Source organism: Pseudonocardia sp. UM4_GMWB1 (genome assembly GCF_017312155.1).
Taxonomy (GTDB): Bacteria; Actinomycetota; Actinomycetes; order Mycobacteriales; family Pseudonocardiaceae; genus Pseudonocardia; species Pseudonocardia alni.
The window spans coordinates 340053-364052 of the sequence record NZ_QJPN01000001.1; the positions used below are offsets into that span (position 1 = coordinate 340053).

Consider the following 24000-nt stretch of genomic DNA (forward strand, 5'->3'; position numbering starts at 1 on the left):
GCTCGGGAGCGGGCCGGCCCTCTCGGCACGGGGACCGGCCCGGGGCGGTCAGGTCCCGGTGGCGAGCCGGTTCTCGGCCGAGGCCAGCGGGTCGTAGCTCGGCTCCATCAGCATCTCGTGCAGGTGCCGTCGCCGGACGCCCATGTTGCCGCCGTCGTACACGGGGAAGCACAGGACGTCCTGCATGATCCCGGCGATCGGGGTCTCGGTGGTGTAGGCGTCCACGCCGACCAGGCGCATCGCGTCGTAGACCACGTCGACCGACCGCTCCGAGGCGTAGATCTTCGTGATGTTGGCGAGCTCGCGGTCCTTGCCGCCGGTGCGGTCGAAGTGGTCGGCAGCCTTCCACGCCAGGTACCGGGTCGCCTCGATGCGGATCTTGATGTCGGCGAGCATGTACCCGGCGTTCTGGTACTCGATGACCGGGTGCGGGCCGGAGCGGCTGTCGGTCCTCGCGAACTCGTAGGCGTAGTCGAAGGCCGCCCGCATCCGCCCGACGCAGGCCGCGCCGATCGGCGCGCAGGTCCAGGTGAACGCGCTCTTCACGATCTCCATGCCGTCGCCGGGGCCCCCGATCATGTTCGAGAGCGGGACGCGGACGTCGCGGAACTCGACGCGCGGCGAGTTCGCGGCGCGGTGCCCGATGGTGTCGAGCATGCCGGTGATCTCCACGCCGGGTGTGCCCCGCTCGACCATGACGACCGCGAGCGACTCCAGTGGCGGCAGTGCCGGGTCGGTGCGGCAGACGACCGCGATGAGGTCGGCGCCCTGGCCGTCGAAGCCCGAGGCGTTGGTGGTGTAGTGCTTGGAGCCGTTGAGGACGATCTCGTCGCCCTCGATCCGGGCGAAGGTCTGCACCCCGACCTTCGGGTCCGGCGAGTCGTAGTTCGCGCCGCCGGTGACCTCGGTGTAGGCGATCGCGGCGAGCTTCGGCTCGGTCCCGCAGAAGGCCGGCAGCCAGCGCTGCTTCTGCTCCTCGGTGCCGAAGTGGACGACCGGGTACAGCCCGAGACCGGTGCCGAGGATCGCCGTGGGGGTGTTGACGTCGACGCGGGCCAGCTCCTCGACGGCCAGCACGAACTGCAGCGAGGTGAACCGGCCGCCGCCGTACTCGGCCGGGATGAGCGCCTTCACGAACCCGGCCTCGACCATCTGCCGGTAGAACGGCTCGATGGCGTAGAACCGCTCGGCGGGCTGCGGGTGCGGGGCGATCGCCGGCTCGACGCCGGTCAGGACGGTGTCGGCGAACTGCCGGGCCTGCTCGCGCAGGGCCAGCTGCTCGGCGTCGAGGGAGAAGTCCAGTGTCATCGTCGAATACCTTCCGGTCGGGCCCCGACCCGACCGTGGGGTCAGGGACGCGACGCGATGGTGGCCGTCACACCCCGTCCCGGGATCGAACCGGTGCGCACGGCGGCCGGTACCGGCGTGCACGCTCCGTCCGGGCCGCGGTCGACGTACTCCGACGGCAGGCAGCCGTGCTGGGCGCGGAAGACCCGGTTGAGGTGGGACAGGTCGGCGAAGCCCCAGCGGGCGGCGAGCTCGGTGAGGGTCCCGGTCCGCGCCGGGGCGGTGAGCTCGCGGGTGCACCCGTCGAGGCGCAGGGCCATGACGGTACGGGAGAAGCTGCGGTCGGTGCCCTCGTAGAGCTGGTGCAGCTTGCGGACCGAGATGCCGAAGCGGGATGCGACCGCGCCGGCCGAGGTGTCCCCGGTCCGCAGGTGCGCCGCCAGGTAGCGATTGACCGCGGCCCGCAGACCCGCGTCGAGGTCCGCGCGCCCGGTGTCGCGCAGCTCGTCGGAGCCACCGGCCGCGGCGGCGAGCAGCGTGGTGAACGCGGTGTCGGCGGCGTCCGCGCCGGCCGGGTCGAGCGCGTCGAGGCCGTTCCAGGTGGACAGCATGGTGGAGGCGACGATGCGGGCCATGCCGGGCGCGGTGCCGTCGTGGGTCGTCGCGGTGGCGCCGTCGAGGTCGACGACCAGCGGCAGCAGCCGGGCGCGCGGCACCCGGAACGAGACGCAGCGCCACTCCTCGGTCCGGTCGTCGGCGACGAACTCCAGCCCGTACTCGCGGGTGGTGTCGAACAGCGCGAAGCCGCCCGGCTCCACGACGCAGCGGCGCCCGGCCTGGGTCCCCACGCAGTGACCGCTGATCTGCAGGTTCACGAACACGTGGTCGGTGACGGTGCGCCGCACCTCGGCCGCGCCGTGGGTGATGAGCTGCGTCGCCGACGACACCTCGGCACAGTTGGTCGCGGTGAGCCTGCTGGAGCGCACCCAGCTGCGGATCTCGCGCGCGTGGGCCCGGCCGGTCCGCCGCGCGCCGGGCAGCTCCGCGGCGAGCGGAGTGAACGCCTCGCAGATCACCTCGCGCCAGTAGCTGAACTGCTCACCGGCCGGGCGGTCCTCAGTGGTCCAGTAGCGCACTCGGGGCCTCCTCGACAGCTCGCATCGGCTCCGCCGGCGTCGGCGCCGTGAGCAAGGACACTATCTCGCAGGCGCCTCGGAACCCAGGTTCCGGCGGGGGTACGCGGGGTGAGCGCGAAGCATGACCGCTCCGGGGTACATCGGTGTTTCCGCCGGTGAACTCCGGGTCACGACCCGGCTCGCGGGTCAGCAGGGCCGCGGACCCGCCGATCCGACCGGGCCGGTGACCGGGCGCAGGGAGGCGTCGCCGCCGGCCCGGGCCGGCGCCGCGCCGACGACCAGGTCCGCCGGCTTCACGTCGCGGTGCAGCAGGCCCGCGGCGTGCGCGGGCGTCCAGGGCGTGCGCGGCGCGCACCTCCCGCCGGAACCGCTCGACGACGACCGGGTCCCCGGCGAGGTGGGCGGGCAGCACCGTCAGCGCGACCTCGCCGCCGTGGCGGCGGTCGTGGGCCCGCAGCACGACCCCATCCCCCGGCCCCGAGCCGTCCCCGGATCTCGAAGTCCCCCAGCACCGCACCGACGGCCAGGTCCTCGTCCATGACCCCACCCCTCCCGCGTCGTGTGACCGTTCTACCGGCCGGCGGGGTCCCGTCGATCCGCAGCGCTACGCAGATCCGGCCTCGGGCCGCATCGTGGCCAGCAGCGCGGGGTGGTCGGTGGTCCCGCCCAGGTCGATCACCCGGGTGCGCGCAGCGGCCGCCGCGGGGATCACGACGACGTGCTGGACCCCGTCGTCGGCGGCCGGTGCCGACCCCGGGGGCAGACAGGACCGCAGGTCGAGGTCGTCGGCCGCCCCCAGGTTGAGGTCGGCCCCCACGACGACCGGTCCGGCGTCGGCGCGGGACCGCAGGCCCGCGACGACGGTGTCGAACAGGTACCCGCACTGGGCACGGGTGACGGCGCGGTCGGTGTAGGCCAGGTGCGAGGTGCAGACCCCGAGCGGGCCACCCGCGGTCGTCGTGTCCAGGCAGAGCCAGGCACGCTCCTCGGGGTCACGCGGGTCCTGCGCCGGGTGGATCCCGGCGCTCGCGACGCTCGACGGGGCACGCGAGACCACGCCGATGCCGTACTCGTCACCGTTCGCGCAGCGGTACGGCGCGCCGGTATCGCGCTCGCGGGCCGGCTGGAACGACGACGATGTCGACGACCCCGGCGCGGCCCCGGCGAGCGCCCGCTCGATCCGCTCGACGCCCGCGCGGCACACCTCGTTGAGGGTGACCGCGTCCGGCATCTCGGTCCGCACGAGATCGGCCGCGGCCTCGACGGCTCGCCCGGTGTAACAACCGGCGATCCCGCTGTCGCACAGGTTCATCTGGACGACCGTCACCTCCGGGGTGTCCGGCGGGCCGGGCGACGCGGGAGCCGCGGACCCGGGCGCGCAGGCGACCAGGAGCGGGAGCGCACCGGCGACGACCGCCATCCGCAGGCGACGGGACCGCGCGGCGGGGGAACGGTGACCGGGCACACCTCCATGATCCGCCCGAACCGGACGAACCGCATCCGGGCCCACCGTTTCCCGCGCCCGCCACGTGGTACCCGGTCCCACGCCGTGCGCGACACCCCCGCGGTGGCGCAGGACAGCGGTGACGAACGAGCCGAGGAGGCACCCATGGGAGCGGACGACAAGGTCGACAACAAGACCGAGGAGCTCGCCGGCAAGGCCAAGGAGACCGTCGGCAAGGTCACCGACGACAAGGAGCTCGAGGCCCAGGGCCAGGGCGACCAGGCGAAGAGCAACCTGAAGCAGGCCGGGGAGAAGGTCAAGGACGCCTTCACGAAGGACTGACCGGCTCCTGTCGGCGCGACCCCTCGGCCCCGGTCACGACGTGACCGGGGCCGAGAGTGCGAGTCGGCCGATCCGGACACGAGAACGGCCCCGACCATAGGTGCTGGTCGGGGCCGGATCCTGATGTGTGCGCCCGAAGGGATTCGAACCCCTAACCTTCTGATCCGTAGTCAGATGCTCTATCCGTTGAGCTACGGGCGCGTTGCTGTCTCTAGCGTAGCAATCTTCAGTTGTCGGCCGGCGACCGGTGTACCCACCGCCGTGCCGGTGCGGAGGCTCCGGGATTTGAACCCGGGATGGGGGGTTACCCCAAACCGCATTAGCAGTGCGGCGCCATAGACCAGACTAGGCGAAGCCTCCCCGGTGCCTGACGGCCACCAGCGAGCACAACACTACACGGGCATTCCGGCCGTCCGGAACCGGGGTCCCCCTGGCCGGGGACCCCCGGTCCGCCGCAGGTCAGGACCCTGCGAGGGCCACGAACGGGGTCAGCGCGTCGGGATTCTGGAGGGCGCCGGCCGACACCGCCTTCTCCGGCGCGGTGCCCGCGAGGATCTTCTTCACCGGGACCTCGCACTTCTTGCCGTTCAGGGTGCGCGGCACCGCGTCGACGACGACGAACCGGTCCGGCACGTGCCGCGGCGAGAGCTCTTTCCGCAGCAGCGAGCGCAGGGTCGGCTCGACGTCGTCGAGCGCGACGCCGTCGTCGAGGACGAGGAAGCAGAGCAGGGCCCCCTCCTCTCGCTCGCCGAGCGCGGTCGTGTCGATCACCAGCGAGTCCGCGACCCCGCCGACGTTCTCGACGACGGCGTAGAAGTCGGCGGTGCCCATCCGGACCCCACCGCGGTTGAGTGTGGAGTCCGAGCGACCGTAGATGACGTAGGAGCCGCGCGGGGTGCGGCGGACCCAGTCGCCGTGCCGCCAGTTGCCGGGGAAGTCCTCGTAGTAGGACTCGCGCAGGCGGGTGCCGTCCGGGTCGTTCCAGAACATGACCGGCATCGACGGGGTCGGCGTCGTGATGATCAGCTCGCCGACGTCGTCGAGCAGGTCGGTGCCGTCCTCGGCCCACGAGCGGACGTCGGAGCCGAGCGCCGCGCAGGAGAGCTCGCCCAGCCACACCGGCACCGTGGGGGCGCTGGTGAGGAAGGCCGCACAGACGTCGGTGCCGCCGGAGACCGAGCAGATCTGGATGTGCGACCCGGCGGCCTCGCCGATCCAGCGGAACCCGTCGACCGACAGCGGCGCGCCGGTGGAGCCGAGCGCGCGCATCGCGGAGAGGTCGTGGTCGTCGCCGGGGCGCAGGCCGGCCTTCATGCAGGACTGCACGTAGGGGGCGGAGACCCCGAACAGCGACACCCGGTGCCGCGCGGCGAGCGCCCACAGCGCGCCGAGGTCGGGGTGACCGGGGCTGCCGTCGAACATCACGATGGTCGCGCCCACGAGCAGGCCGCCGACCAGGAAGTTCCACATCATCCAGCCGGTGGTGGTGAACCAGAAGAACCGCTCCCCCGGCCCGAGCCCGTGCTGCAGACGCATCGCCTTCAGGTGCTCCACGACGATGCCGCCGTGGCCGTGCACGATGCCCTTGGGCAGGCCGGTGGTGCCCGAGGAGTAGAGCACCCACAGGGGGTGGTCGAACGGGACGGGCGTGAACTCCAGCGGGCCGGGCTCGGCGGTGAACCCGGCCCAGGTCGTCGTGCCGTCGAGGATCGCGTCGGGGTCGAGATAGGGCACGAGGACGGTCGCGCGCAGCGTCGGCAGCTGTCGCTGCAGGTCGGCGACCTTGTCGCGGATGTCGAAGCCCTTGCCGTTGTAGCGGTACCCGTCGACGGCGACGAGCACGGCGGGCTCGATCTGGGCGAAGCGGTCGTGCACGGCGCGGGCGCCGAAGTCCGGCGAGCAGGACGACCAGATCGCGCCGAGGCTCGCCGCGGCCAGGAACGCGACCAGGGTCTCGACGGAGTTCGGGGCGAGCGCGACGACCCGGTCCCCCTGTCCGACGCCGGCCCGGACGAGCCCGGCACGCGCGCGGGCGACCTGGTCGCGCAGCTCGGCGTGGGTGACGGTGCGCTCCAGGCCGTCCTCGCGGACGAACTCGACGGCGATGTCGTCGTCGGCGCGGCCCGGGCCGGGGGTCAGGGCGTGCTCGGCGTAGTTGAGGGTCGCACCCGGGAACCACTGCGCGCCGGGCATGTCACGGGAGCCGAGCGTGGCCGTGGGGCGGTCGTGGAACAGCACCCCGGAGTACTCGGCGACCGCCGACCAGAAGCCCTCCAGGTCGGTCACCGACCAGGTGTGCAGCTGCGCGTAGTCGGTGACGTCGGACAGCGGGGCGCTCCGCTCGTCACGCGCCCAGGTCGCGAACCGGACGATCTCGGTGTCCGCCACCCGGTCCGGGTCCGGGCTCCACAGGAGCTCGGGGGTGTCCGGATCGGTGACGGTCTGCGGCGACGACACGGGCGGCATGCCCCGAGCATCCCCGACGGCCCCGGCCGCGCACCAGTGGCCGGACCCCACTCCGGCCCGCCGCGACAGGGTGCCCGTCACAGGGGGACGGTCAGGCCGGGGCGCCGACGAGCGGCGGCGCGAGCCGGGCGAAGGCCTCCTGCCGCTCGTAGGGGAAGTACGGGTAGGGCGCGGGGCGGTGCGAGGCCGCGTCCAGCCGGGCGACCTGGTCGTCGTCCAGACGCCAGCCGACCGCGCCGAGGTTGTCCTCCAGCTGCGCCAGGTCCCGGGCGCCGACGATCACCGAGCTGACGGTCGGGCGGGAGGTGAGCCAGTTCAGTGCGATCTGGGGCACCGTGCGGCCGGTCTCGGCGGCGATCGCGTCGAGCACGTCGACGACGTCGAACAGCAGGTCGTCGGGGACGGGCGGGCCCGCCTCGGCGGTGGTGTGCAACCGGCTCCCCGCGGGCAGCGGGGCGCCCCGCCGGACCCGGCCGGTGAGCCGCCCCCAGCCCAGCGGGCTCCAGACCAGGGCGCCGACGCCCTCCTCGTGACCCAGCGGCATGAGGTCCCACTCGTAGTCGCGGCCGACCAGCGAGTAGTACACCTGGTGCGCGACGGGCCGCGGCCACCCGTGCCGGTCGGCCAGGTCCAGGGTCCGCACCAGCCGTCGCCCGGGGTGGTTGGAGACGCCGGTGTAGCGCACCTTGCCCGACCGGACGAGCACGTCCAGCGTCGCGAGCACCTCCTCGGGCGGGGTGCCCGCGTCGTAGGCGTGCAGCTGGAACAGGTCGATCCGGTCGGTGCCGAGCCGGCGCAGGGCGTCCTCGACGGCGCGGACCAGGTGGAGGCGCCCGGCGCCCGCGTCGTTCGGGCCGGGGCCGGTCGGCAGGCCGGCCTTGGTCGAGATCAGGACCTCGTCGCGGCGCTGCCGCAGCGCCGCCCCGAGGACCTCCTCCGACCCGCCGTCGGAGTAGACGTCGGCGGTGTCGAACAGGGTCACCCCCGCGTCGAGGCACCGGCCCACCATCCGGCGCGCTCCCGCGACGTCGACCGACCCCCACGCGCCGAACAGCTCGCCGCGCCCGGCGAACGTGCCCGCGCCGAAGCTCAGGACCGGGACCTGCAACCCGCTGCGACCCAACCGTCGGTACTCCATGCCCGTCCTCCTCTAAAGGAACTGTGGTTTCTTTAGAACGTAGCACGTCAAACGGGACTCGGGTTCCGTCACGGGTTAGGGTGGGCGCCGTGCCACCGGAGATGAGCAGGCCGGGCGGCCGGACCGCGCGGGTCCGGTTCGCCGTGCTGGCCGCGGCGGGCGACGCCCTGATCGAGCTCGGACTGCCGGGCCTGGACCTCGCCGAACTCGCGCGCCGGGCGGGTGTCGGCAAGACGACGGTCTACCGCCGCTGGGGCAGCGTGCCCGCGGTGCTGGAGGACCTGGTCACCGACATGATCGAGACCTCCGCCCCGCGCGCCGACACCGGCACGCTCGACGGCGACCTGCTCGCCAACGCCGAGCTGGTCCGATCCACACTGGCCGACCCGCGACAGGGGCCGCTGCTCGCCGCACTGGTCTGCGCCGCCGTCGACGACGCCGGGACCGCACGCGCGCTGCGCGGCTTCTACGACGCCCGGACCGCCGTCTGGGAGCCGTGCGTCACCGACGCCGTGGCCCGCGGCGAGCTACCGGCGGGCACCGACCCGGCCGGCGTCGTCCGCGCGGTCTCCGCCCCGCTCTACCACCAGCTCCTCACCCGCGGGACGCGTCCGGACACCGCGGACGCCCACCGTGCGGCCGCGGCGACCGCGGCCGCCGCGCGCGCCGGGGTCTTCGTCAGCGCAGGTGCGCGTCGAACCAGTTGAGGACCCGCTGCCAGGCCTCGGCGGCCGAGTCCGGGTCGTCGTCGAAGCGGTAGCCGGTGCTCGGGTAGATCACGACGTCGGTCGCCTTACCGGAGGACGCCGCGGCGTCGCGCAGGCGGGCGACGGCGTCGGTGTCGGAGGCCTCCGAGTAGATGCCCAGCCAGGGGCAGGTGAGCTCGGGCGCGGTCTCGACCAGGGCGGGCAGGCTGGACCACGGCGACGACTCGATCCCGCCACCCGCGACCGTGACCGCCGCGCCGAGGGTGCGGTTCGCCGCGACGTGCAGCGCGACCGTGCCCCCGAGGTCGAACCCCAGCACGCCCATCCGGTCGGCCTCGATACCCACGTCGCCCAGCCAGCCGAACGCGGTGTCGCAGTCGTCCATGACCTGGCGCGGCTCGAGGCTGCCGACGTGCTCGGCGACCTCGGCGTCGGAGCCGTCGGCGAGGTCACCGCCCGCACCGGCGTCGCGGTAGAGGTGCGGGGCGACGGCGAGCCAGCCGTCCGCGGCGAGGCCGGTGACGAGCAGCCTGATCGAGTCGGTGACCCCCCGTGCCTCCTGCAGGACGACGACACCGCCGCGGACCGGGCCGTCGGGTTCGGCCACGGTCAGGCGCAGCTCGCCCCCGTCGGTCAGCGGCACGCCCTCGGTCCGGACAGCGGTCGTCGTCATGACGTCACTCAACCAGAGCACGGGCCCGGGTTCGACCCCCGGCGGATACCGTTGCCGTCATGACGCTGATCCGTCCCGATCTGGACACCCTGCCCGCCTACGTGCCGGGGCGCACCGTCCCCGGGGCGATCAAGCTCGCGAGCAACGAGGTCGCCGCGCCGCCCGCTCCCGCGGTGCTGGAGGCCATCGCCCGCGCCGCCGCAGGTGGCAACCGGTATCCGGACCTCGGCGTCGTCGAGCTGACCGGACGCATCGCGGACCTGTACGCCCTGGACCCCGAGCGGGTCGCGGTCGGCTGCGGCTCGGTGACGCTGTGCCAGCAGCTCGTGCAGATCGGCTGCCTGGGCCCCGGCGACGAGGTGCTGTTCGCCTGGCGCTCGTTCGAGGCGTACCCGATCGTGACCCGGATCGGCGGTGCGGAGATCCGCACCGTGCCGCTGGACGCCGACTTCCGGCACGACCTCGTCGCGATGGCCGCCGCGGTCACCGAGCGGACCCGGGTGGTGTTCGTGTGCAGCCCGAACAACCCGACCGGCCCGGCCGTGCACCGCGACGAGTTCGTCCGTTTCCTGGACGCCGTGCCGTCGGACGTGCTGGTGGTGCTCGACGAGGCCTACGCCGAGTACGTCACCGACCCCGACGCCGTCAGCGGCCGGCCGCTGCTCGACGCCCACCGGAACCTGGTCGTGCTGCGCACCTTCTCCAAGGCCTACCGGCTGGCGGGACTGCGGGTCGGCTACGCCCTGACCTCCGAGGAGATCGCGACCGCGCTGCGCAAGGTGGCGCCACCGTTCGGGGTCAGCTCGGTCGCCCAGGCGGGTGCCGTCGCCGCACTGGAGCACCGGGAGGAGATCCTCGCCGACTGCGCCGCCGTCGTCGCGGAGCGGGACCGGGTGGCCGCCGGGCTGCGCGGGTCCGGGTTCACCGTGCCGGAGACCCAGGCGAACTTCGTGTGGCTGCCGCTCGGGGACCGGACCGCGGCGTTCGCGACGCACTGCGGCGAGCGGAAGGTGATCGTGCGTCCGTTCGCCACCGACGGGGTACGGGTCACCGTGTCCACGCCGGAGGAGAACGACCTGCTGCTCGACGTCGCGTCGTCCTTCGGATCCTGAGAATCCCGACTCAGCCGTCCAGCTGGTAGCCCAGCCCCCGGATGGTCCTGATCCGCTCGGGACCGATCTTGCGCCGCAGGTAGGACACGTAGACCTGCACCAGGTTGGCCGACACCGGTTCGGTCCAGGCGCGGCGGCCCAGGTCGTCGAGCGCGACCGGCTCGCCCGCCTGCTCGGCCAGCGCGAGCAGCAGCGCGTACTCGGTCGGGGACAGCGCGACCCGGCGGCCGTCGACGGACACCTGGCCGGCGTCGACGTCGACGGACAGGCCGCCGTGCCCGAGCACCGTCGGCGCGGGCAGCCCCGCGGCGGCACGCAGCCGGAGCCGGATCCGGGACGCGAGCTCGTCCGGGACGAACGGCCGGATGAGGAAGTCGTCGCGGTCGCCGCGCAGCATGCCGATCACCCCGGCCCGCCGTTCGCGCGGCACGACGATGATCACCGGGGTCGGCGGGGACTCGGACTGCACGGCTCCGAGCAGCACCGACGGCTCCGGGCCCGGCAGCTCCATGTCGAGCACGAGCAGGTCGGCGCCGCGGGAGCGCAGGGTGTCCAGCAGCTCGATGCCGTCGGCGACGACGACGAGGTCCACGCCCTCGGCGGCGAGGTCCTGGCGCAGCCCGCGGCCGAGCGAGGCGGTGCCCGCCGACGGCGGCAGCGCCAGCAGCACCCTGAGCGCGCGCATCTCGGCACGGGGAGCGGGGATCGGGAGGGACGGCGAGACGGGGGGAGCGTGATCGTTCACAGATCCTGCGGAGGTCGGGGAGCGGGGAGCTCGTGAGGTCGTGCGGGGAGCACCGGGGAGGCACGGCCACTGTTCCTCGACCGGCAGCCCGTCACAATCGGCTAACGGTGCGACGTACCGTGACCGCTTAGCCTGAACGGGTGATCCTGAGAGCCACGTTGCTCTATTCGGCCCAGCGATACTGCCGAAATGGCGGGATCTTGCTCTTCGGCGCTCTCCGTCGACCTGTCGGCGCGGAGACGCAACCACCCTTCTCAGCGAGGGTGTTCACACTCGGTCACCCTACCTAGAGTCCCTCCTCATGCGACGGAAGAGTTCCGCTGCGGCTGATCAGGTCGACCCCCGCGACCTGATCGCGCGACTCGCCGCCGAGCACAGCTCCCCCTCTGTGCCGTCTCCCCGGGGCAGGCATGCCGTGTCCTCCGCCCCAGCGGACGACACGGCCCGATCGGCCGTGCCCGCGGCCACCCTGCTCCAGGACCGGGTGAGCGCCTCCGGGCGGCACCGCGTCCTCGACGCCGGGTACGACGACACCGACCCCGACATCCCCGACGACACCGGTGCCGCCGTCACGGCGGACTCCCCCACCGGTGCCACGACGGCGGACGCCGGGCGGATCACCTGGGCCGACACGGCCGACCCCGACCCGTGGGCGCCGGGCGGCCGCGCGACCGGCAGCGGCTCCCGCGCCGTCACCGGCACCGGGGCGCACGCCGCCGCGGGGGACACCGCGGCCGCCGGGGACGAGACCGTCGCCGGGGGCACCGCGGTGACCGGGACGGGCGCGCACGCCGTGCCCACCACCGGGACCCCGGGCCGTCGCGCGCGACGGTCCACGCCGTCGTCGGCGGCCGGGCTGTCCGGTGTGGAGCTGTTCGGCGGGTCGTCTTCGCCCGAGGAGCCCGCGGCCCCGCAGGCCGAGGTGCCCGCACCGCGCACCGAGGTCACCGGCGGGGCCATCGCCGGCCTGCACGAACCCGAGGTGTCGGGGACGGGCTCGGTCGTCGCGATCGACCGGTCACGACCCGCCCGCTCCCGTGTCCGCCGGTTCGCCCCGCTGGGCGTCGGCGCCGCCGCGGTGCTCGCCGCGGTGCTCGCCGCGACGATGGTGCTGACGCTGCTGCAGCCCGGCACCGAGGACCCGTCGCTGTCCGCGGCGATGGTGAACGACTCGTCGCGCCGGTCGGCGTCGGACACCGCGCTGTCCGCCGGCCCGGTGCTGGCCAACGGGGGCGGCTCCGCACTCGGCGACGCCGCGCAGGGTGCGTCCGGCCAGATCGGCCAGGCCCTGGCCGCGCAGGAGGCCGCCGAGCGTCGCGCCGAACAGCGCCGCCGCGAGGCTGCCGAGCGGGCACGGGCCGCCGCGAGCCCCGGTGGTTCCGGGAGCTCCGGGAACTCGGGCGGAGCCCCCGCCGCCGGTCCGGTCGGTGGCGCCGTCCAGGTGGCCGGCGACGGCATCCAGGCCGCGCTGAAGATGGGCTGGCAGGCCATCGGTGGCGACGAGTTCCTCGGGTCCACCCTCGGGAACAACTGGTCCCCCTACAACGGCGCCGGCCACGACGGCCAGGGCCGCCGCACCTCCGACGCGATCTCGGTGGAGAACGGCAACCTCGTCATCCGCGGCGACTCGCAGGGCAACACCGGCGGCATGGCCTGGGGCACCTCCCAGAAGTACGGCAAGTGGGAGATGCGAGCGCAGTTCCCCAAGGGCGACAAGCAGTACCACCCGGTGCTGCTGCTGTGGCCGAGCGAGGTGTCCTGGCCGGAGGGCGGCGAGATCGACTTCGCCGAGACCACCAGCGCCAGCGACGACGTGTCCTTCTTCCTGCACTACGGCAGCTCGAACTCGCAAAAGGACGCCAAGAAGCAGCTCGACATCACCCAGTGGCACAACTACGCCGTGGAGTGGACCCCGGACGCGATCGTCGGCTACGTCGACGGCGTCGAGTGGTTCCGCTCCGAGGACCCGAACACGTTCCCCCCGGGTCCGATGCACGCCACGATCCAGCTCGACTACTTCCCCGACGGCGGCTCGCCGGAGCCGTCGGAGATGCGGGTCGCCTGGATGCGCCAGTACGAGTAGCACTCCGCACACACCACCGCCCGCCGCCCGGCGCTCCCCACCGGACGGCGGGCGGTCGTGTGTGCCGGGTCAGCCGGCCAGACCGCGCCGCGCCAGCAGCGGCGCGATCTCCGGGTCGCGGCCGCGGAACGCGCGATAGGCCTCCATCGCGTCGACGGCGCCGCCGCGGGACAGCACCTCGCGGCGGAACCGGTCGCCGTTCTCCCGGCGCAGGCCGCCGTGCTCGCCGAACCAGGCGACGGTGTCGGCGTCGAGCACCTCGGCCCAGATGTAGGAGTAGTACGCCGCCGCGTACCCGCTGCCGCCGAACACGTGGTTGAAGTAGGTACTGCGGTAGCGCGGCGGGACCAGCGGGTGCGCGGCCCCGGCCGCCTCCAGCGCCTGCTGCTCGAACGCGAGCACGTCGGTGATGCCGGCGGCCTCGGCCGGGGACAGCCGGTGCCACGCCTGGTCCAACAGCGACGCGGCCAGGTACTCCGTCGTCGCGAAGCCCTCGCCGTACCCGCGGGCGGCCTGCGACGCGGCCAGCAGCTCGTCGGGCAGCGGCTCGCCGGTCACGTGGTGGCGGGCGAACGAGGTGAGGACCTGCGGGTCCTCCAGCCACATCTCGTTGACCTGGCTGGGGAACTCGACGAAGTCGCGCGGCACCGACGTCCCGGCGAACGTCGGGTACTCCACCTCGGAGAACAGCCCGTGCAGGGCGTGCCCGAACTCGTGGAACAGGGTGCGGACCTCGTCGAGGGTGAGCAGCGCGGGCTCCCCGGCCGGGGGCTTGTTCAGGTTCAGCGTGTTCAGCACGACAGGCCGCGTCCCGAGCAGCGACGACTGGTCGACCAGCGAGTTCATCCATGCCCCGCCGCGCTTCGACGGCCGCGCCCACAGGTCGGCGCCGAACAGCCCGAGCGGCTCGCCGTCGCTGTCACGGACCTCCCACCAGCGCACGTCCGGGTGGTAGGCGGGCAGGTCGGTGCGCTCGGTGAAGGTGATCCCGTACAGCCCGGACGCGGCGCGGAACACGCCGTCGGTGATCACCCGGTCGAGCTCCAGGTACGGGCGCAGCGCGGCGTCGTCGACGGCGTAGCGCTCGCGGCGCACCCGCTCCGCCTCGAACGCCCAGTCCCACGGCTCCAGGTCGCCCTCGACGCCGCCGGCCAGCTCCGCGGCCTCCCGGTCGGCGTTGGCGACGGCGGCGGGGACCAGCGACTCCAGCATCGCGACGGCGGCCTCCGCCGTCCCCGCGGTCGCGTCGTCGATCACGTACGACGCGTGGTCGGGGTACCCCAGCAGCGCGGCCCGCTCGGCGCGCAGCCGCACGATCGCGAGGACGGTGTCACGGGTGTCGTGCTCGCCGCCCTGACCGCGCCCGGTGGACGCACGGAACAGCTCCTCGCGCAGCGACCGGTCGGTGAGCACCGCCAGTGCGGGCTGCGCGGTCGGCAGGACCAGGGTGATCAGCCAGCCGTCGTCGTGACCGCGTTCGGCCGCGGCGGTCGCGGCGGCGGCGACCGCGTCGTCGGACAGGCCACCGAGCCGGTCGCGGTCGGTGACGTGCACGGCCGCGGCGTTCGCCCCGGCCAGCAGCGCCGCACCGAACCGGGTGGTCAGCCCGGACAGCTCGGCGTTCAGCTCCCGCAGCCGGACCTGCTCCTCGGGGCCGAGCCGGGCCCCGGCGCGCACCATGTCGCGGTGGTGGCGCTCGAGCAGCCGCAGCGACTCGGCATCGAGACCGAGGTCGTGGCGACGGGCGTGCAGCGCGTCGATCCGGGCGAACAGGCCCGGGTCCAGCGCGATCGCGTCGGCGTGGGCGGCGAGCATCGGCGCGACCCGTGCCTCGATCTCGCGCACCGCGGGTGAGGAGTCCGCCGAGACGCGCGTGTAGAACAGCCGCGCCACCCGGTCCAGCGTGGCGCCGGAGCGCTCCAGGGCGACGACGGTGTCGTCGAAGGTCGGCCCGCCCTCCCCCGCGACGATCGCCGCCACCTCGGCGCGCTGCTCGGCCGTCCCGGCCTCGAACGCGGGCAGGTAGTGCTCGTCGGTGATCCGGGAGGTGTCGGGCAGCCCCCACGGCAGCGCGCTCGGGGCGAGGAACGGGTTGCTCATGGACCCGACCCTACGGCCGGGGACCGTCAGGAACCGGCCAGTTCACGGCGCATCGCGAGGCGCGGCCACACGTCGAGACCGCGCGCGGCCTCGTGCTCCCGGATCGCGCGCAGCCCCGGGCCGGGCGCGATCAGCTCACGGAAGCCGAGCCGCACCCAGTACGGGCCGTTCCACGGCACGTCCCGGTAGGTGGTGAGGGTCAGCGCGGGCAGGCCGCGGTCCCGGGCCCAGCCCGCGAGGTGCTCGACCAGGCCCTCCCCGATCCGCCGTCCGCGTTGCGACGGCAGCACCGACACCTGCTCGACGTGCGCACAGCCGTCGACGAGGTCGGCGATCAGGTACCCGACGAGCCCGGCACCGATGCTCGTTCCGCCTGCGCTCCTCTCGGCACCGATGCTCGTTCCGCCTGCGCTCCTCTCGGCCACCCACGCCCGCCCCGCCACGACGTACGCGGCCAGTACCGCGGCCGGTGGCGGCTCCTCGTCGGCGACGACGTCGAGCCCGATCTCCCGGAACGTCTCCCCCGCGGCGCGCTCGATCTCACGCAGGGCGGGGACGTCGGCGACGCGGGCGGGACGGATCACACCGCGGGATCCTCCACCACCGCGCGGATGCGTTCCAGGGTCGTCCGCATCCCCTCGCGGTTCGTGCGCCCGCGGGCCCACCCCAGCAACGTCCAGTAGAGCCGGGTGCCGGCCGAGGGCTCCAGCCGGAAGGACTCGGTGACGTCGGTGCCCGCGGTGCCGTCCGGCGCGGGGGCCGGGGTGAACCGGTAGTGCCAGTGGTTGATCCGCCGGCCGCCGGGCAGGAGCACGACGAAGCCGAACTCGCGGCCCGGCTCGCAGGCGGTGATCTCGCACTCCGACCAGTAGGTCGGGCCGCGTCCGTTGCGGACGACCTTGCCGCGGAACCGGACACCGACGGCCGGGCCGGTCGCGCCGCCCAGCCACTGCGCGTCGACGGTCTCGGGTGAGAACCGGCCGGTGTTGCGGATGTCGGAGACCAGCTCCCAGACCCGCTCGGCCGGTGCCGTCATGTGGACGGTGACCTCGTCATGCACGGTGTTCCCCCTCGATGCCGCACACCAGGTCGGCGGCGCGCTCCCCGATCATGATCGCGGTCGCGGCCGGTCCGCGCCGCGGCGCGCGGGGCAGGACCGAGGTGTCCGCCACCCGGAGCCCGGCCAGGCCGTGCACCCGCAGGTCGGCGTCCACGACGGCATCCGGCCCGGAGCCCATCGCGGCGCTGCCGGACAGGTGCACCGAGGTCGTCAGGTGGTCGCGGATCCAGCCGTCGAGCCGGGTGTCGTTGCCGAGCTCCCAGCCGGCGGGGCCGCCGTCGTCGGGGCCCGCGCGGTCCCAGCCCGCGGCGCGCAGGATCTCCGCGGCGATCCGCACCGCGGCCCGCATCCGGTGCCGGTCGGAGGTGGTGCGCAGGTAGCGGAAGTCCAGCCGGGGCGGGTCGTCGTGGTCCGGGGAGGTGATGGCGAGCATCCCGAGGCTGTCCGGGCGCTGGACCGCGCACATCAGGTGCGCGGGACCGCCGGGTGCGAACGGGTGCGCGAACAGCAGGATCTCCAGGTCACCGGCCGGGTCGGTCCCGGAGTCGAGGTTGAGCGCGGCCTGCGGGGCGACGGCGTCGGCGGGCGGGTCCGGCAGCCCGCTGCGCAACGGCAGGAACACCGCGGGGTGGTCCGACCAGCCACGCCCGACCCCGGGCAGCTCGTGCGCCACCGCGACGCCCGCGGCCCGCAGGGTGTCCTCCGGCCCGATCCCGGAGCGCTGCAGCAGCGCCGGGGTGCCGACCGCGCCCGCCGTCACGACGGTCTCGGCCGCGTGCAGGGTGCGACCACCGACGCGCACGCCGGTGACCCGGTCGCCGTCGAGCACCAGGGTCTCGACCGGGGTCCCCCCGAACACGGTCAGCGCGTCCTTCCACTCCGCGTTCCCCCACGGCGGCGGCAGGTAGGCGGTGGCGGCGCTGACCCGGCGCCCGTCGACGGCGTTGGTCGGGATCGGACCCGCTCCGGGTGGGCCACCGGCGTTCTTGTCCGGCTCCTCGGGGTGGCCGAGCGCGAGGCAGGCGGCCAGGAACGGGTCGGTCGTCGCGGCCCGCAGCCGGCCCGAGGGCCGTGAGATGCGCAGCGGACCGGCGTCGCCGTGCCGGTCGGAGGTGCAGAAGTCGAGGTCGCGCTCCAGCCGCCGGTAGTACGGCAGGACGTCGTCGTAGGACCAGCCCGGGACGCCCCAGTCCGCGAAGTCCGCCGGGACGGCGCGCACGAAGTAGCCGCCGTTGATCGCGCCGGAGCCGCCCAGCACGCGTCCGCGCGGCACGGTGCACTCCCGGCCCTGGCACAGCGTCGCCCGGTAGGCCCAGTTCAGGACGTGGCCGGGGGCGGTCGCGGCGAGCGAGGCGATCGGCGTCGAGTCCGGTGGGACGACGACGGCGCCCGCCTCGACCAGGGCCGTGCGCACACCGCGCCCGGCCAGCCGGCCCGCGAGGGTGCACCCCGCGGACCCCGCGCCCACCACCACCACGTCGAAGCTGTCGGTCATTGCTGCCAGGATGCCCCACGTGACCGACGCTGCACGTGACCTCGCCTCGTTCCTCACCGCGAGCCCGTCGCCGTACCACGCGGTGGCCGAGGCCGTCCGCCGGTTGTCCGCGGCGGGCTTCACCGAGCAGCACGAGGACGAGCCGTGGGCCGACGGGCCGGGCGGGCGCTACCTGGTCCGCGACGGCACGGTCCTGGCCTGGTGGCAGCCCGCGTCCGGGCCCGGTGCGCCGCTGCGGATCTTCGCCGCGCACACCGACTCGCCCGGGTTCAAGGTCAAGCCCAACCCCGACGTCGGCGTCGCCGGGTGGCGCCAGGTCGGGGTGGAGGTCTACGGCGGCGCGCTGTGGAACTCCTGGCTGGACCGCGACCTCGGCCTCGCCGGGCGTCTCGCGCTCTACGACGGCCGGGTCGTCCCGGTGCGGGTGGACCGGCCGCTGCTGCGCATCCCGCAGCTGGCGATCCACCTCGACCGCGGTGTGAACCAGGGCCTGACCCTGGACCCGCAGCGGCACCTGCTCCCGATCTGGGGGCTCGGCGACCCGGACGGCGGCGACCTGGTGGAGTTCCTCGCCGTGCGCGTCGGCGAGGACCCCGAGGACGTCGCGGCGCACGACCTGTTCACCTACGACCTGACCCCGCCGGCCACTCTCGGCCGCGACGACGAGCTGCTCGCCGCCCCGCGGCTGGACAACCTGGCCTCGGTGCACGCCGGGATCAGCGCGCTGCTCACCGCCGTCGAGCGGGACCCGGGCACCGTCCCGGTGTTCGTCGGGTTCGACCACGAGGAGATCGGCTCGGCCAGCGCGACCGGCGCGGCCGGGCCGCTGCTGGAGACGGTGCTGACCCGGCTGGCCGGCGGGTTCGACGCCCGGCACGCGGTGTTCGCCCGCTCGCGCTGCCTGTCGGTGGACGTCACGCACGCCGCGCACCCCAACCACCTGGACAAACACGATCCGGACCACCTGTCGGTGCCGAACCGGGGGCCGTCGCTGAAGGTCAACGCGGTGCAGCGCTACGCCACCGATGCGCCGGGCGCGGCCGCCTGGAAGCGGGCCTGCCGCACCGCGGACGTGCCGAACCAGGTGTTCGTCTCGAAGAACACCGTGCCGTGCGGATCCACCGTCGGGCCGATCATGGCGACCCGGCTCGGAATCCGGACCGTCGACGTCGGCATCCCGGTGCTGTCGATGCACTCGGCGCGCGAGCTGTGCGGCGTGCACGACCCGGGCCTGCTGGCCCGGGCGGGTGTGGAGTTCCTGACCGACGCCGGCTGAGGCCCGCGGTCAGCGCAGCACGGGCTGCCCCGGCATGGAGGTGTCGCTGTCCACGATCCGCGACCCCAGCGGCAGCAGCGACACCGGGATGAGCTTCAGGTTCGCCCAGGCCAGCGGCAGCCCGATGATCGTGACGGCGAGCGCGAGGGCGGTGGCGATGTGCCCGATCACCAGCCACCAGCCGAACAGCACGATCCACAGCACGTTGCCGATGGTCGACGCGGCCCCCGCGGTGGGGAGGCGCACGACGTCGCGGCCGAACGGCCACAACGCGTAGAGCCCGATCCGGAACGAGGCGATCCCGAACGGGATGGTCACGACCAGCACGCAGGCGACGATCCCTGCGAGCATGTAGCCGAGGAACAGCCAGAAGCCGGAGAGGACCAGCCAGACCACGTTCAGGATGAGGCGGAGCATGGCTCCAGGCTGCCCGCACCGCCCGTCCGATCCCTCGGGGTTCTCCCGGAGGACGGCCCGGAACCGGCGTGATCGACGTGCGGCCGGCCGCGGCACGGGGTGTCCTGGACACATGACGGATCACGGCCTGTTCGGGCCGCACTCGGTGACCTGGCGGGTGCACCTCGAACCGGTGATGTGGGTGGCCGGGATGCGCGCGCTGCTGCTGCAGTCGCTGGACCCGCGGGTGATGCGCGGGACGTACCAGAACTCGGCGCTGTTCGACCCGAAGAAGTCCTACGCGCGGTTCCAGCGGACCGTCGAGTTCGTCGGGACCCGCACGTTCGGACCGCTGGCCGACGTCGACCGGGCCGGCGCCCGCGTCCGGGGACTGCACGCCGGGCTGCGCGGCCACGACCCCGACAGCGGCGAGAGCTACCGGATCGACGCCCCGGAGGGCCTGCTCTGGGTGCACGCCGCGGAGATCGAATCCTACACCGACGTCGCCCGCCGGTCGGGTCTGCTCGACGACGACTCGGCGGACACCTACGTCGCCGAGAGCGTCCGGGCCGCCGAGGTGGTCGGCATCGACCCGGCGACCGTGCCGTCGTCGGTGGCCGAGATGGCCGAGTACATGGCCGCGGTGCGCCCCCGGCTGCGGATGACCGACGAGGCCCGCCGCGCCGCCGGGAACCTGTTCGCCCCGCAGGGCGCGGCGCCGCCGCAGGTCCGGCTCGGCATCGCCGGGCTGTCGACGCTGGCCCTGGCCACGCTGCCGCGCTGGGCGCGGCGGCTCTACGGCCTGCCCGGTCTCCCGACGACGGACTGGTCCACCACGCTCACCCTGCGCGCGCTGCGCACCGCCACCGGGGTGCTGCCGGACGTGCCGGGGCCGCCGGAGGTCGAGCAGGCGCGGCGGCTGGTGCGGGCGGCCCGCGGGGTCGCGGAATCCGCGTGACCGACGGATGCACCGACGGCCAGGCTGGGGACATGTACCTGCTGACCGGCATCCAGGCGTCGGGGAAGTCGACCGTGGCGCAGGCACTCGCCGAACGCCTGCCCGCGCCCGCGGTGCACGTGCACGGCGACCGGTTCCGCCGGTGGATCGTCACCGGACGCGCCGAGATGGGCCCCGACGCCGGCCCCGAGGCGCACCGCCAGCTGCGGCTGCGGCACACCCTCACCGCTCAGGCCGCCGACGGCTACGCCGACGCCGGGTTCTCCGTCGTCGTCCAGGACGTGGTGCTCGGGGCACACCTGCCGGCGACCGTGGCGGCGCTGCGGACCCGTCCGCTGTACGTCGTGGTGCTGGCGCCACGACCGGAGGTGGCGGCCCGGCGGCAGGCCGAGCGGGACAAGGTGACCTCGGACGCGTTCACCGCAGCGGCGCTGGACACGGTGCTGCGGTCGGAGACGCCCCGCATCGGGCTGTGGCTGGACACCTCGGAGCTGGACGTGGCCGCGACCGTCGACGCGATCCTCGACCGGACCGCGGAGAGCGCCGTCGGCACGGTGGGGACGGTCCGCGTGTGGCACACCGAGCAGGGCTGGGGCGTCGTCGACTCCCCCGTCACACCCGGCGGGTGCTGGGTGCACTTCTCGGCGGTCGCGGGCGACGCGGTCCCTGCCGCCGGCGACGTCGTGACGCTGGAGTGGGAGGCGGGCGAGCAGGACGTCTTTGCGTTCCGCGGAACGCGGCTGACCCCGCAGGACGACGGCCCGTCCGGGGCGTACCGCAGCTCGCTCACCCTCACGTTCGACCCGTGATCTCCTCGACGACGCTCTCCCCGGTGCCGGGCCGCGACTCCCAGGCCCAGGACTCGTGCGAGCGCAGCCGGCCGTCGTCGAGGATCTCGAGGCGGGCCTCACAGCGACCCGAGCTGGTGGTTCCGTCGGTGGAGACGTGCACGTAGCGGAAGCGCAGGACGTCGCCGTCGCGGGTACCGGCCAGCCGGCCCAGGCGGACGGCGCCACCGGCGTACTCGGCCCAGACCAGGCCGTCGGCCTCGTGGTAGTCGAAGACCGTGGCCCGCCCGACCTCACCGTCACCGGAGTTGCTCACGCCGGCGAACCGGCGGCCGTCCACGCTGGGTGCGCTGCTCATGTCCCGATCCGACCACGGGAGGATGGCGGGGTGGAGTTCCCCGTGACGTTCCTCCCGCCGCTGGTGCGGACCTGCACCGACTCGGGTGAGGGACCCTGGAACGAGCTGCTCGGGATCATCGCGCCCGACGATCCGGACGAGGAGACCTTCCTCGCCGCGTTCGACGTCGTCACCGAGAACCTCTTCGACGGCTGGACCGCGGACCGCGTCGTCGCGTTCGCGCTCGACGACGGGCTCGCCACCCATCATCCGCTGCTGTTCGTCGTCGACGAGCGGACCCTGGTCGACGACGGCTTCCCGATCGTCGCGGCCGACCTGCGGCAGGATCCCGGCCGAACCTTTCGGATCGCCGCAGCAGACCTGTGGTCGGTGGAGAACAACGTGGCGACCGCGAACATGGAGTTCGCCGACTACGCCGACCACGCGGAGCTGCAGCCCGACCGGATCTTCCGCGGGTTCTGCTGAGCGCCGCTACCGTCGACGTCGTGAGCTCCACGGTCTGGCCGGTCCTGCACTACGACGACCCGGGCGCCGCGGTCCGTTTCCTGGTCGAGGCAGCCGGGTTCGCCGCATCGGTCGTCGTCCACGACGAGGTCGGCGACGTCGTGCACGCCGAGCTCACCCGCGACGGCGGGACCGTCCTGCTCGGCGGCACGAAGCACGACGACGGCGTCCACGCCGGCCTGCACGCCGGCGCCGTGTACGTGGCGTGCCGCTCCGACGCCGACGTCGACGCCGTCCACCGGCGCGCCGCGGATGCGGGCGGGACCGTCGTGCAGGCGCCGCACCCCACCTCCTTCGCCGCGGGCGGCCCGACACGGGCCTGCACCGTCGCCGACCCCGAGGGCAACCTCTGGACCTTCGCGACCTACCCCGGCGGCGGCTGACTCGCGTTCCGCGGAACGCGGCCGGGCCGTCTCAGACGCCGGTGCTCCCGTCGATCCGCTCGCGGACCAGGTCGGCGTGCCCGACGTGGCGGGCGTACTCCGCGATGACGTGGGTGAGGATCCAGACCACCGACACCGCGTTCCCGCCCAGGGAGCCCGTGCCGTCCGGCCCGGCCGCCTCGACGACCTCGCGGGCCCGGCCGACCTCCTCCTCCCAGGCGGCGCGGGCCTCGACGATGCCCGCGCTCCCGAGCTCGAACCCGCCGTCGTGGCCGGTCCCGGGCTCGCGCGGGTGCAGCGGCGGCACGTCCTCGCCGCCCAGGACCTGCCGGAACCAGTTCCGTTCGACGGCGGCCAGGTGCTGCACCAGCCCCAGCAGGGTCAGCGACGACGGCGGCACCGACGCCGTCCGCAGCTGCTCGTCGGTCAGGCCGTCGCACTTCCCGGCCAGGGTGGCGCGGTAGAAGTCGAGCCAGGCCGTGAGCGTGGTGAGGGCGTCGGCCTGCATCGGGGGGTGCGCGCGGTCGGTCATGCCCGTGATCGTGGCAGCGGGGTCCGACATCTTCCGCTCCCGGCCGGGCGGTGGTCCACTGCGGTCGTGACCGACACCTCGCCAACCGTGGTACGCAGCAGCCGGACCGTCGCCGCCGACCCCGCGACGATCTTCGAGCTCATCGCCGACCCCGCCCGCCAGCCGTCCTGGGAGGGGAACGACAACCTCGCCGAGGCCGCCCCCGGCCAACGGATCCGCGCCGTCGGCGACGTGTTCGCGATGCTGCTGACCCAGGGCACCGTGCGGGAGAACCGGGTCGTCGAGTTCACCGAGGGACGGCTGGTCGCGTGGCTGCCCACGGAACCGGGGAGCCCGCCGCCCGGGCACCTGTGGCGCTGGGAGCTGGAGCCCGTCGACGACGCCACGACCCGGGTGACCTGCACCTACGACTGGACCGGCCTCGACCCGGACGACACGTTCCGGCAGAAGCGGGCCCGCGACACCACCGCCGACCGGCTGAGCGCCTCGCTCGACCGGCTCGCCGTCGTCGCCGAGAAGATGTGATCCGTGACACCTCCGGCGGACGAACGATCATGGAAAAGTGCTGACCTGCCGGCATGGATGCCGAGCAGGTGATCACCGTTCTCGCCGGGTTCCCCGGCACGCGGATCGTCGAGGGCAACGGGGACGCGTTCGCGATCCACAACCCGGACCACGACTACGAGCAGCGCCCCCGGCAGGGCTGGGCGACCGTGGTGCGGTCCGACGTGAACGACACCGCGTCCGACCTCGACCGCCCCGGGGCGTTCCGGCTCAACGTCGGGCTGCCCACCGCGCGCTACCGGGAGCTGTTCCCGACCGATCCGGGCATCGACCCGACGACCCGTGACCTGCTGTTCCCGCACCCCGTCCACGCCGCCCACCACTGGGTCGCGGTGGTGGAGCCGGACACGACCTGGCCGCGGGTGCGGGAGCTGCTCGACGACGCGTACGACTTCGCCGTCCGCAAGCACGACAACGCCATCCGGCGAGTTCATAGGATGTCCTGACGAACGT

At 74.1% G+C, this 24000-nt stretch carries 25 protein-coding genes and 2 tRNA genes; 11 read left to right on the forward strand and 16 right to left on the reverse strand.

The window, feature by feature from the left end; all coding sequences use genetic code 11:
• Window positions 1-48 precede the first annotated feature (48 nt).
• The 3 genes from DMP15_RS01715 to DMP15_RS01725 form a co-directional block, all read right to left on the reverse strand.
• Window positions 49-1308 (reverse strand): acyl-CoA dehydrogenase family protein, encoded by a 1260-nt coding sequence (locus DMP15_RS01715; RefSeq protein WP_100879224.1) that lies wholly within the window; start codon window positions 1306-1308, stop codon window positions 49-51.
• A gap of 41 nt (window positions 1309-1349) precedes the next feature.
• On the reverse strand, window positions 1350-2423 hold the full coding sequence (locus DMP15_RS01720) for a helix-turn-helix domain-containing protein (protein WP_100879223.1): 1074 nt from the start codon (window positions 2421-2423) through the stop codon (window positions 1350-1352).
• A gap of 604 nt (window positions 2424-3027) precedes the next feature.
• The gene (locus DMP15_RS01725; RefSeq protein WP_157818409.1) at window positions 3028-3888 is read right to left on the reverse strand and encodes an endonuclease/exonuclease/phosphatase family protein; all 861 of its coding nucleotides are present in this window, start codon (window positions 3886-3888) and stop codon (window positions 3028-3030) included.
• A gap of 144 nt (window positions 3889-4032) precedes the next feature.
• Here DMP15_RS01725 and DMP15_RS01730 point away from each other — a divergent pair, with 144 nt between their 5' ends.
• Entirely contained in the window at window positions 4033-4209 is a 177-nt protein-coding gene (locus DMP15_RS01730) for a CsbD family protein (protein ID WP_062404020.1), read from the forward strand.
• Window positions 4210-4337: 128 nt separating this feature from the next.
• Here the strand turns inward: DMP15_RS01730 and DMP15_RS01735 are convergent.
• From DMP15_RS01735 to DMP15_RS01750, 4 genes are all read right to left on the reverse strand, one after another.
• Window positions 4338-4410, reverse strand: a tRNA-Arg gene (locus DMP15_RS01735).
• A 69-nt stretch (window positions 4411-4479) separates the two neighbouring features.
• Window positions 4480-4569, reverse strand: a tRNA-Ser gene (locus DMP15_RS01740).
• A gap of 99 nt (window positions 4570-4668) precedes the next feature.
• Window positions 4669-6675 (reverse strand): acetoacetate--CoA ligase, encoded by a 2007-nt coding sequence (locus DMP15_RS01745; protein WP_100879220.1) that lies wholly within the window; start codon window positions 6673-6675, stop codon window positions 4669-4671.
• 91 nt (window positions 6676-6766) lie between these two features.
• Window positions 6767-7813 carry an aldo/keto reductase gene (locus tag DMP15_RS01750; protein ID WP_100879219.1) on the reverse strand — a complete coding sequence of 349 codons (1047 nt, stop codon included), beginning with the start codon at window positions 7811-7813 and terminating at the stop codon, window positions 6767-6769.
• Window positions 7814-7902: 89 nt separating this feature from the next.
• Here DMP15_RS01750 and DMP15_RS01755 point away from each other — a divergent pair, with 89 nt between their 5' ends.
• Complete coding sequence (locus tag DMP15_RS01755) at window positions 7903-8520, forward strand: TetR/AcrR family transcriptional regulator (protein ID WP_208623013.1); 618 nt, start codon at window positions 7903-7905, stop codon at window positions 8518-8520.
• On the opposite strand, the gene DMP15_RS01760 is transcribed toward DMP15_RS01755, so the two are convergent.
• Entirely contained in the window at window positions 8492-9193 is a 702-nt protein-coding gene (locus DMP15_RS01760; RefSeq protein ID WP_073575620.1) for a dienelactone hydrolase family protein, read from the reverse strand. The two genes, DMP15_RS01755 and DMP15_RS01760, sit on opposite strands and share 29 nt — an antisense overlap.
• Before the next feature lie 59 nt (window positions 9194-9252).
• On the opposite strand from DMP15_RS01760, the gene hisC reads away from it, so the two are divergent.
• A complete protein-coding gene (gene hisC / locus DMP15_RS01765; RefSeq protein WP_073575619.1) occupies window positions 9253-10305 on the forward strand; it encodes a histidinol-phosphate transaminase in 1053 nt (350 codons plus the stop codon).
• Between the two features lie 10 nt (window positions 10306-10315).
• Here the strand turns inward: hisC and DMP15_RS01770 are convergent, their stop codons facing one another.
• Window positions 10316-10990 (reverse strand): response regulator transcription factor, encoded by a 675-nt coding sequence (locus DMP15_RS01770; protein WP_202417453.1) that lies wholly within the window; start codon window positions 10988-10990, stop codon window positions 10316-10318.
• A gap of 514 nt (window positions 10991-11504) precedes the next feature.
• Between DMP15_RS01770 and DMP15_RS01775 the strand changes: the two genes are divergently transcribed.
• A complete protein-coding gene (locus DMP15_RS01775) occupies window positions 11505-13133 on the forward strand; it encodes a family 16 glycosylhydrolase (RefSeq protein WP_337825378.1) in 1629 nt (542 codons plus the stop codon).
• A gap of 69 nt (window positions 13134-13202) precedes the next feature.
• On the opposite strand, the gene DMP15_RS01780 is transcribed toward DMP15_RS01775, so the two are convergent.
• Genes DMP15_RS01780 through DMP15_RS01795 form a run of 4 tightly spaced genes read right to left on the reverse strand, consistent with a single transcriptional unit; the run spans window position 13203 to window position 17788 of the window.
• Window positions 13203-15233 (reverse strand): M3 family metallopeptidase, encoded by a 2031-nt coding sequence (locus DMP15_RS01780; RefSeq protein ID WP_337825379.1) that lies wholly within the window; start codon window positions 15231-15233, stop codon window positions 13203-13205.
• Between the two features lie 26 nt (window positions 15234-15259).
• On the reverse strand, window positions 15260-15817 hold the full coding sequence (locus DMP15_RS01785) for a GNAT family N-acetyltransferase (RefSeq protein ID WP_208818650.1): 558 nt from the start codon (window positions 15815-15817) through the stop codon (window positions 15260-15262).
• Entirely contained in the window at window positions 15814-16293 is a 480-nt protein-coding gene (locus DMP15_RS01790) for an SRPBCC family protein (protein ID WP_073575615.1), read from the reverse strand. Before DMP15_RS01790 ends, DMP15_RS01785 begins: the two co-directional genes overlap by 4 nt.
• Complete coding sequence (locus DMP15_RS01795; RefSeq protein ID WP_073575614.1) at window positions 16286-17788, reverse strand: GMC family oxidoreductase; 1503 nt, start codon at window positions 17786-17788, stop codon at window positions 16286-16288. The genes DMP15_RS01790 and DMP15_RS01795 overlap by 8 nt, the downstream gene beginning before the upstream one ends.
• Window positions 17789-17798: 10 nt before the next feature.
• Here DMP15_RS01795 and DMP15_RS01800 point away from each other — a divergent pair, with 10 nt between their 5' ends.
• The gene (locus tag DMP15_RS01800; RefSeq protein WP_073575613.1) at window positions 17799-19064 is read left to right on the forward strand and encodes a M18 family aminopeptidase; all 1266 of its coding nucleotides are present in this window, start codon (window positions 17799-17801) and stop codon (window positions 19062-19064) included.
• 9 nt (window positions 19065-19073) lie between these two features.
• Here DMP15_RS01800 and DMP15_RS01805 read toward each other — a convergent pair whose 3' ends face one another.
• Complete coding sequence (locus tag DMP15_RS01805; protein ID WP_073575612.1) at window positions 19074-19481, reverse strand: YccF domain-containing protein; 408 nt, start codon at window positions 19479-19481, stop codon at window positions 19074-19076.
• 112 nt (window positions 19482-19593) lie between these two features.
• On the opposite strand from DMP15_RS01805, the gene DMP15_RS01810 reads away from it, so the two are divergent.
• Together DMP15_RS01810 and DMP15_RS01815 are read left to right on the forward strand one after the other, a co-directional pair.
• Window positions 19594-20418: an oxygenase MpaB family protein gene (locus tag DMP15_RS01810; protein ID WP_073575611.1), complete on the forward strand. Its 825-nt coding sequence runs from the start codon at window positions 19594-19596 to the stop codon at window positions 20416-20418.
• Window positions 20415-21227, forward strand: a complete 813-nt coding sequence (locus tag DMP15_RS01815) for an AAA family ATPase (protein WP_337825380.1) — start codon at window positions 20415-20417, stop codon at window positions 21225-21227. Before DMP15_RS01810 ends, DMP15_RS01815 begins: the two co-directional genes overlap by 4 nt.
• On the opposite strand, the gene DMP15_RS01820 is transcribed toward DMP15_RS01815, so the two are convergent.
• Entirely contained in the window at window positions 21211-21564 is a 354-nt protein-coding gene (locus DMP15_RS01820; protein WP_073575609.1) for a hypothetical protein, read from the reverse strand. The two genes, DMP15_RS01815 and DMP15_RS01820, sit on opposite strands and share 17 nt — an antisense overlap.
• A 30-nt stretch (window positions 21565-21594) precedes the next feature.
• Here DMP15_RS01820 and DMP15_RS01825 point away from each other — a divergent pair, with 30 nt between their 5' ends.
• On the forward strand, window positions 21595-22029 hold the full coding sequence (locus tag DMP15_RS01825) for a DUF6924 domain-containing protein (RefSeq protein WP_161151811.1): 435 nt from the start codon (window positions 21595-21597) through the stop codon (window positions 22027-22029).
• Window positions 22030-22049: 20 nt separating this feature from the next.
• Window positions 22050-22451, forward strand: a complete 402-nt coding sequence (locus DMP15_RS01830; RefSeq protein WP_062399291.1) for a VOC family protein — start codon at window positions 22050-22052, stop codon at window positions 22449-22451.
• Window positions 22452-22482: 31 nt separating this feature from the next.
• Here the strand turns inward: DMP15_RS01830 and DMP15_RS01835 are convergent, their stop codons facing one another.
• A complete protein-coding gene (locus DMP15_RS01835; protein WP_161151810.1) occupies window positions 22483-22983 on the reverse strand; it encodes a DinB family protein in 501 nt (166 codons plus the stop codon).
• Between the two features lie 66 nt (window positions 22984-23049).
• On the opposite strand from DMP15_RS01835, the gene DMP15_RS01840 reads away from it, so the two are divergent.
• On the forward strand, window positions 23050-23508 hold the full coding sequence (locus tag DMP15_RS01840; RefSeq protein ID WP_337825381.1) for an SRPBCC family protein: 459 nt from the start codon (window positions 23050-23052) through the stop codon (window positions 23506-23508).
• Between the two features lie 53 nt (window positions 23509-23561).
• A complete protein-coding gene (locus DMP15_RS01845; protein ID WP_161151808.1) occupies window positions 23562-23993 on the forward strand; it encodes a DUF6194 family protein in 432 nt (143 codons plus the stop codon).
• Window positions 23994-24000 lie beyond the last annotated feature (7 nt).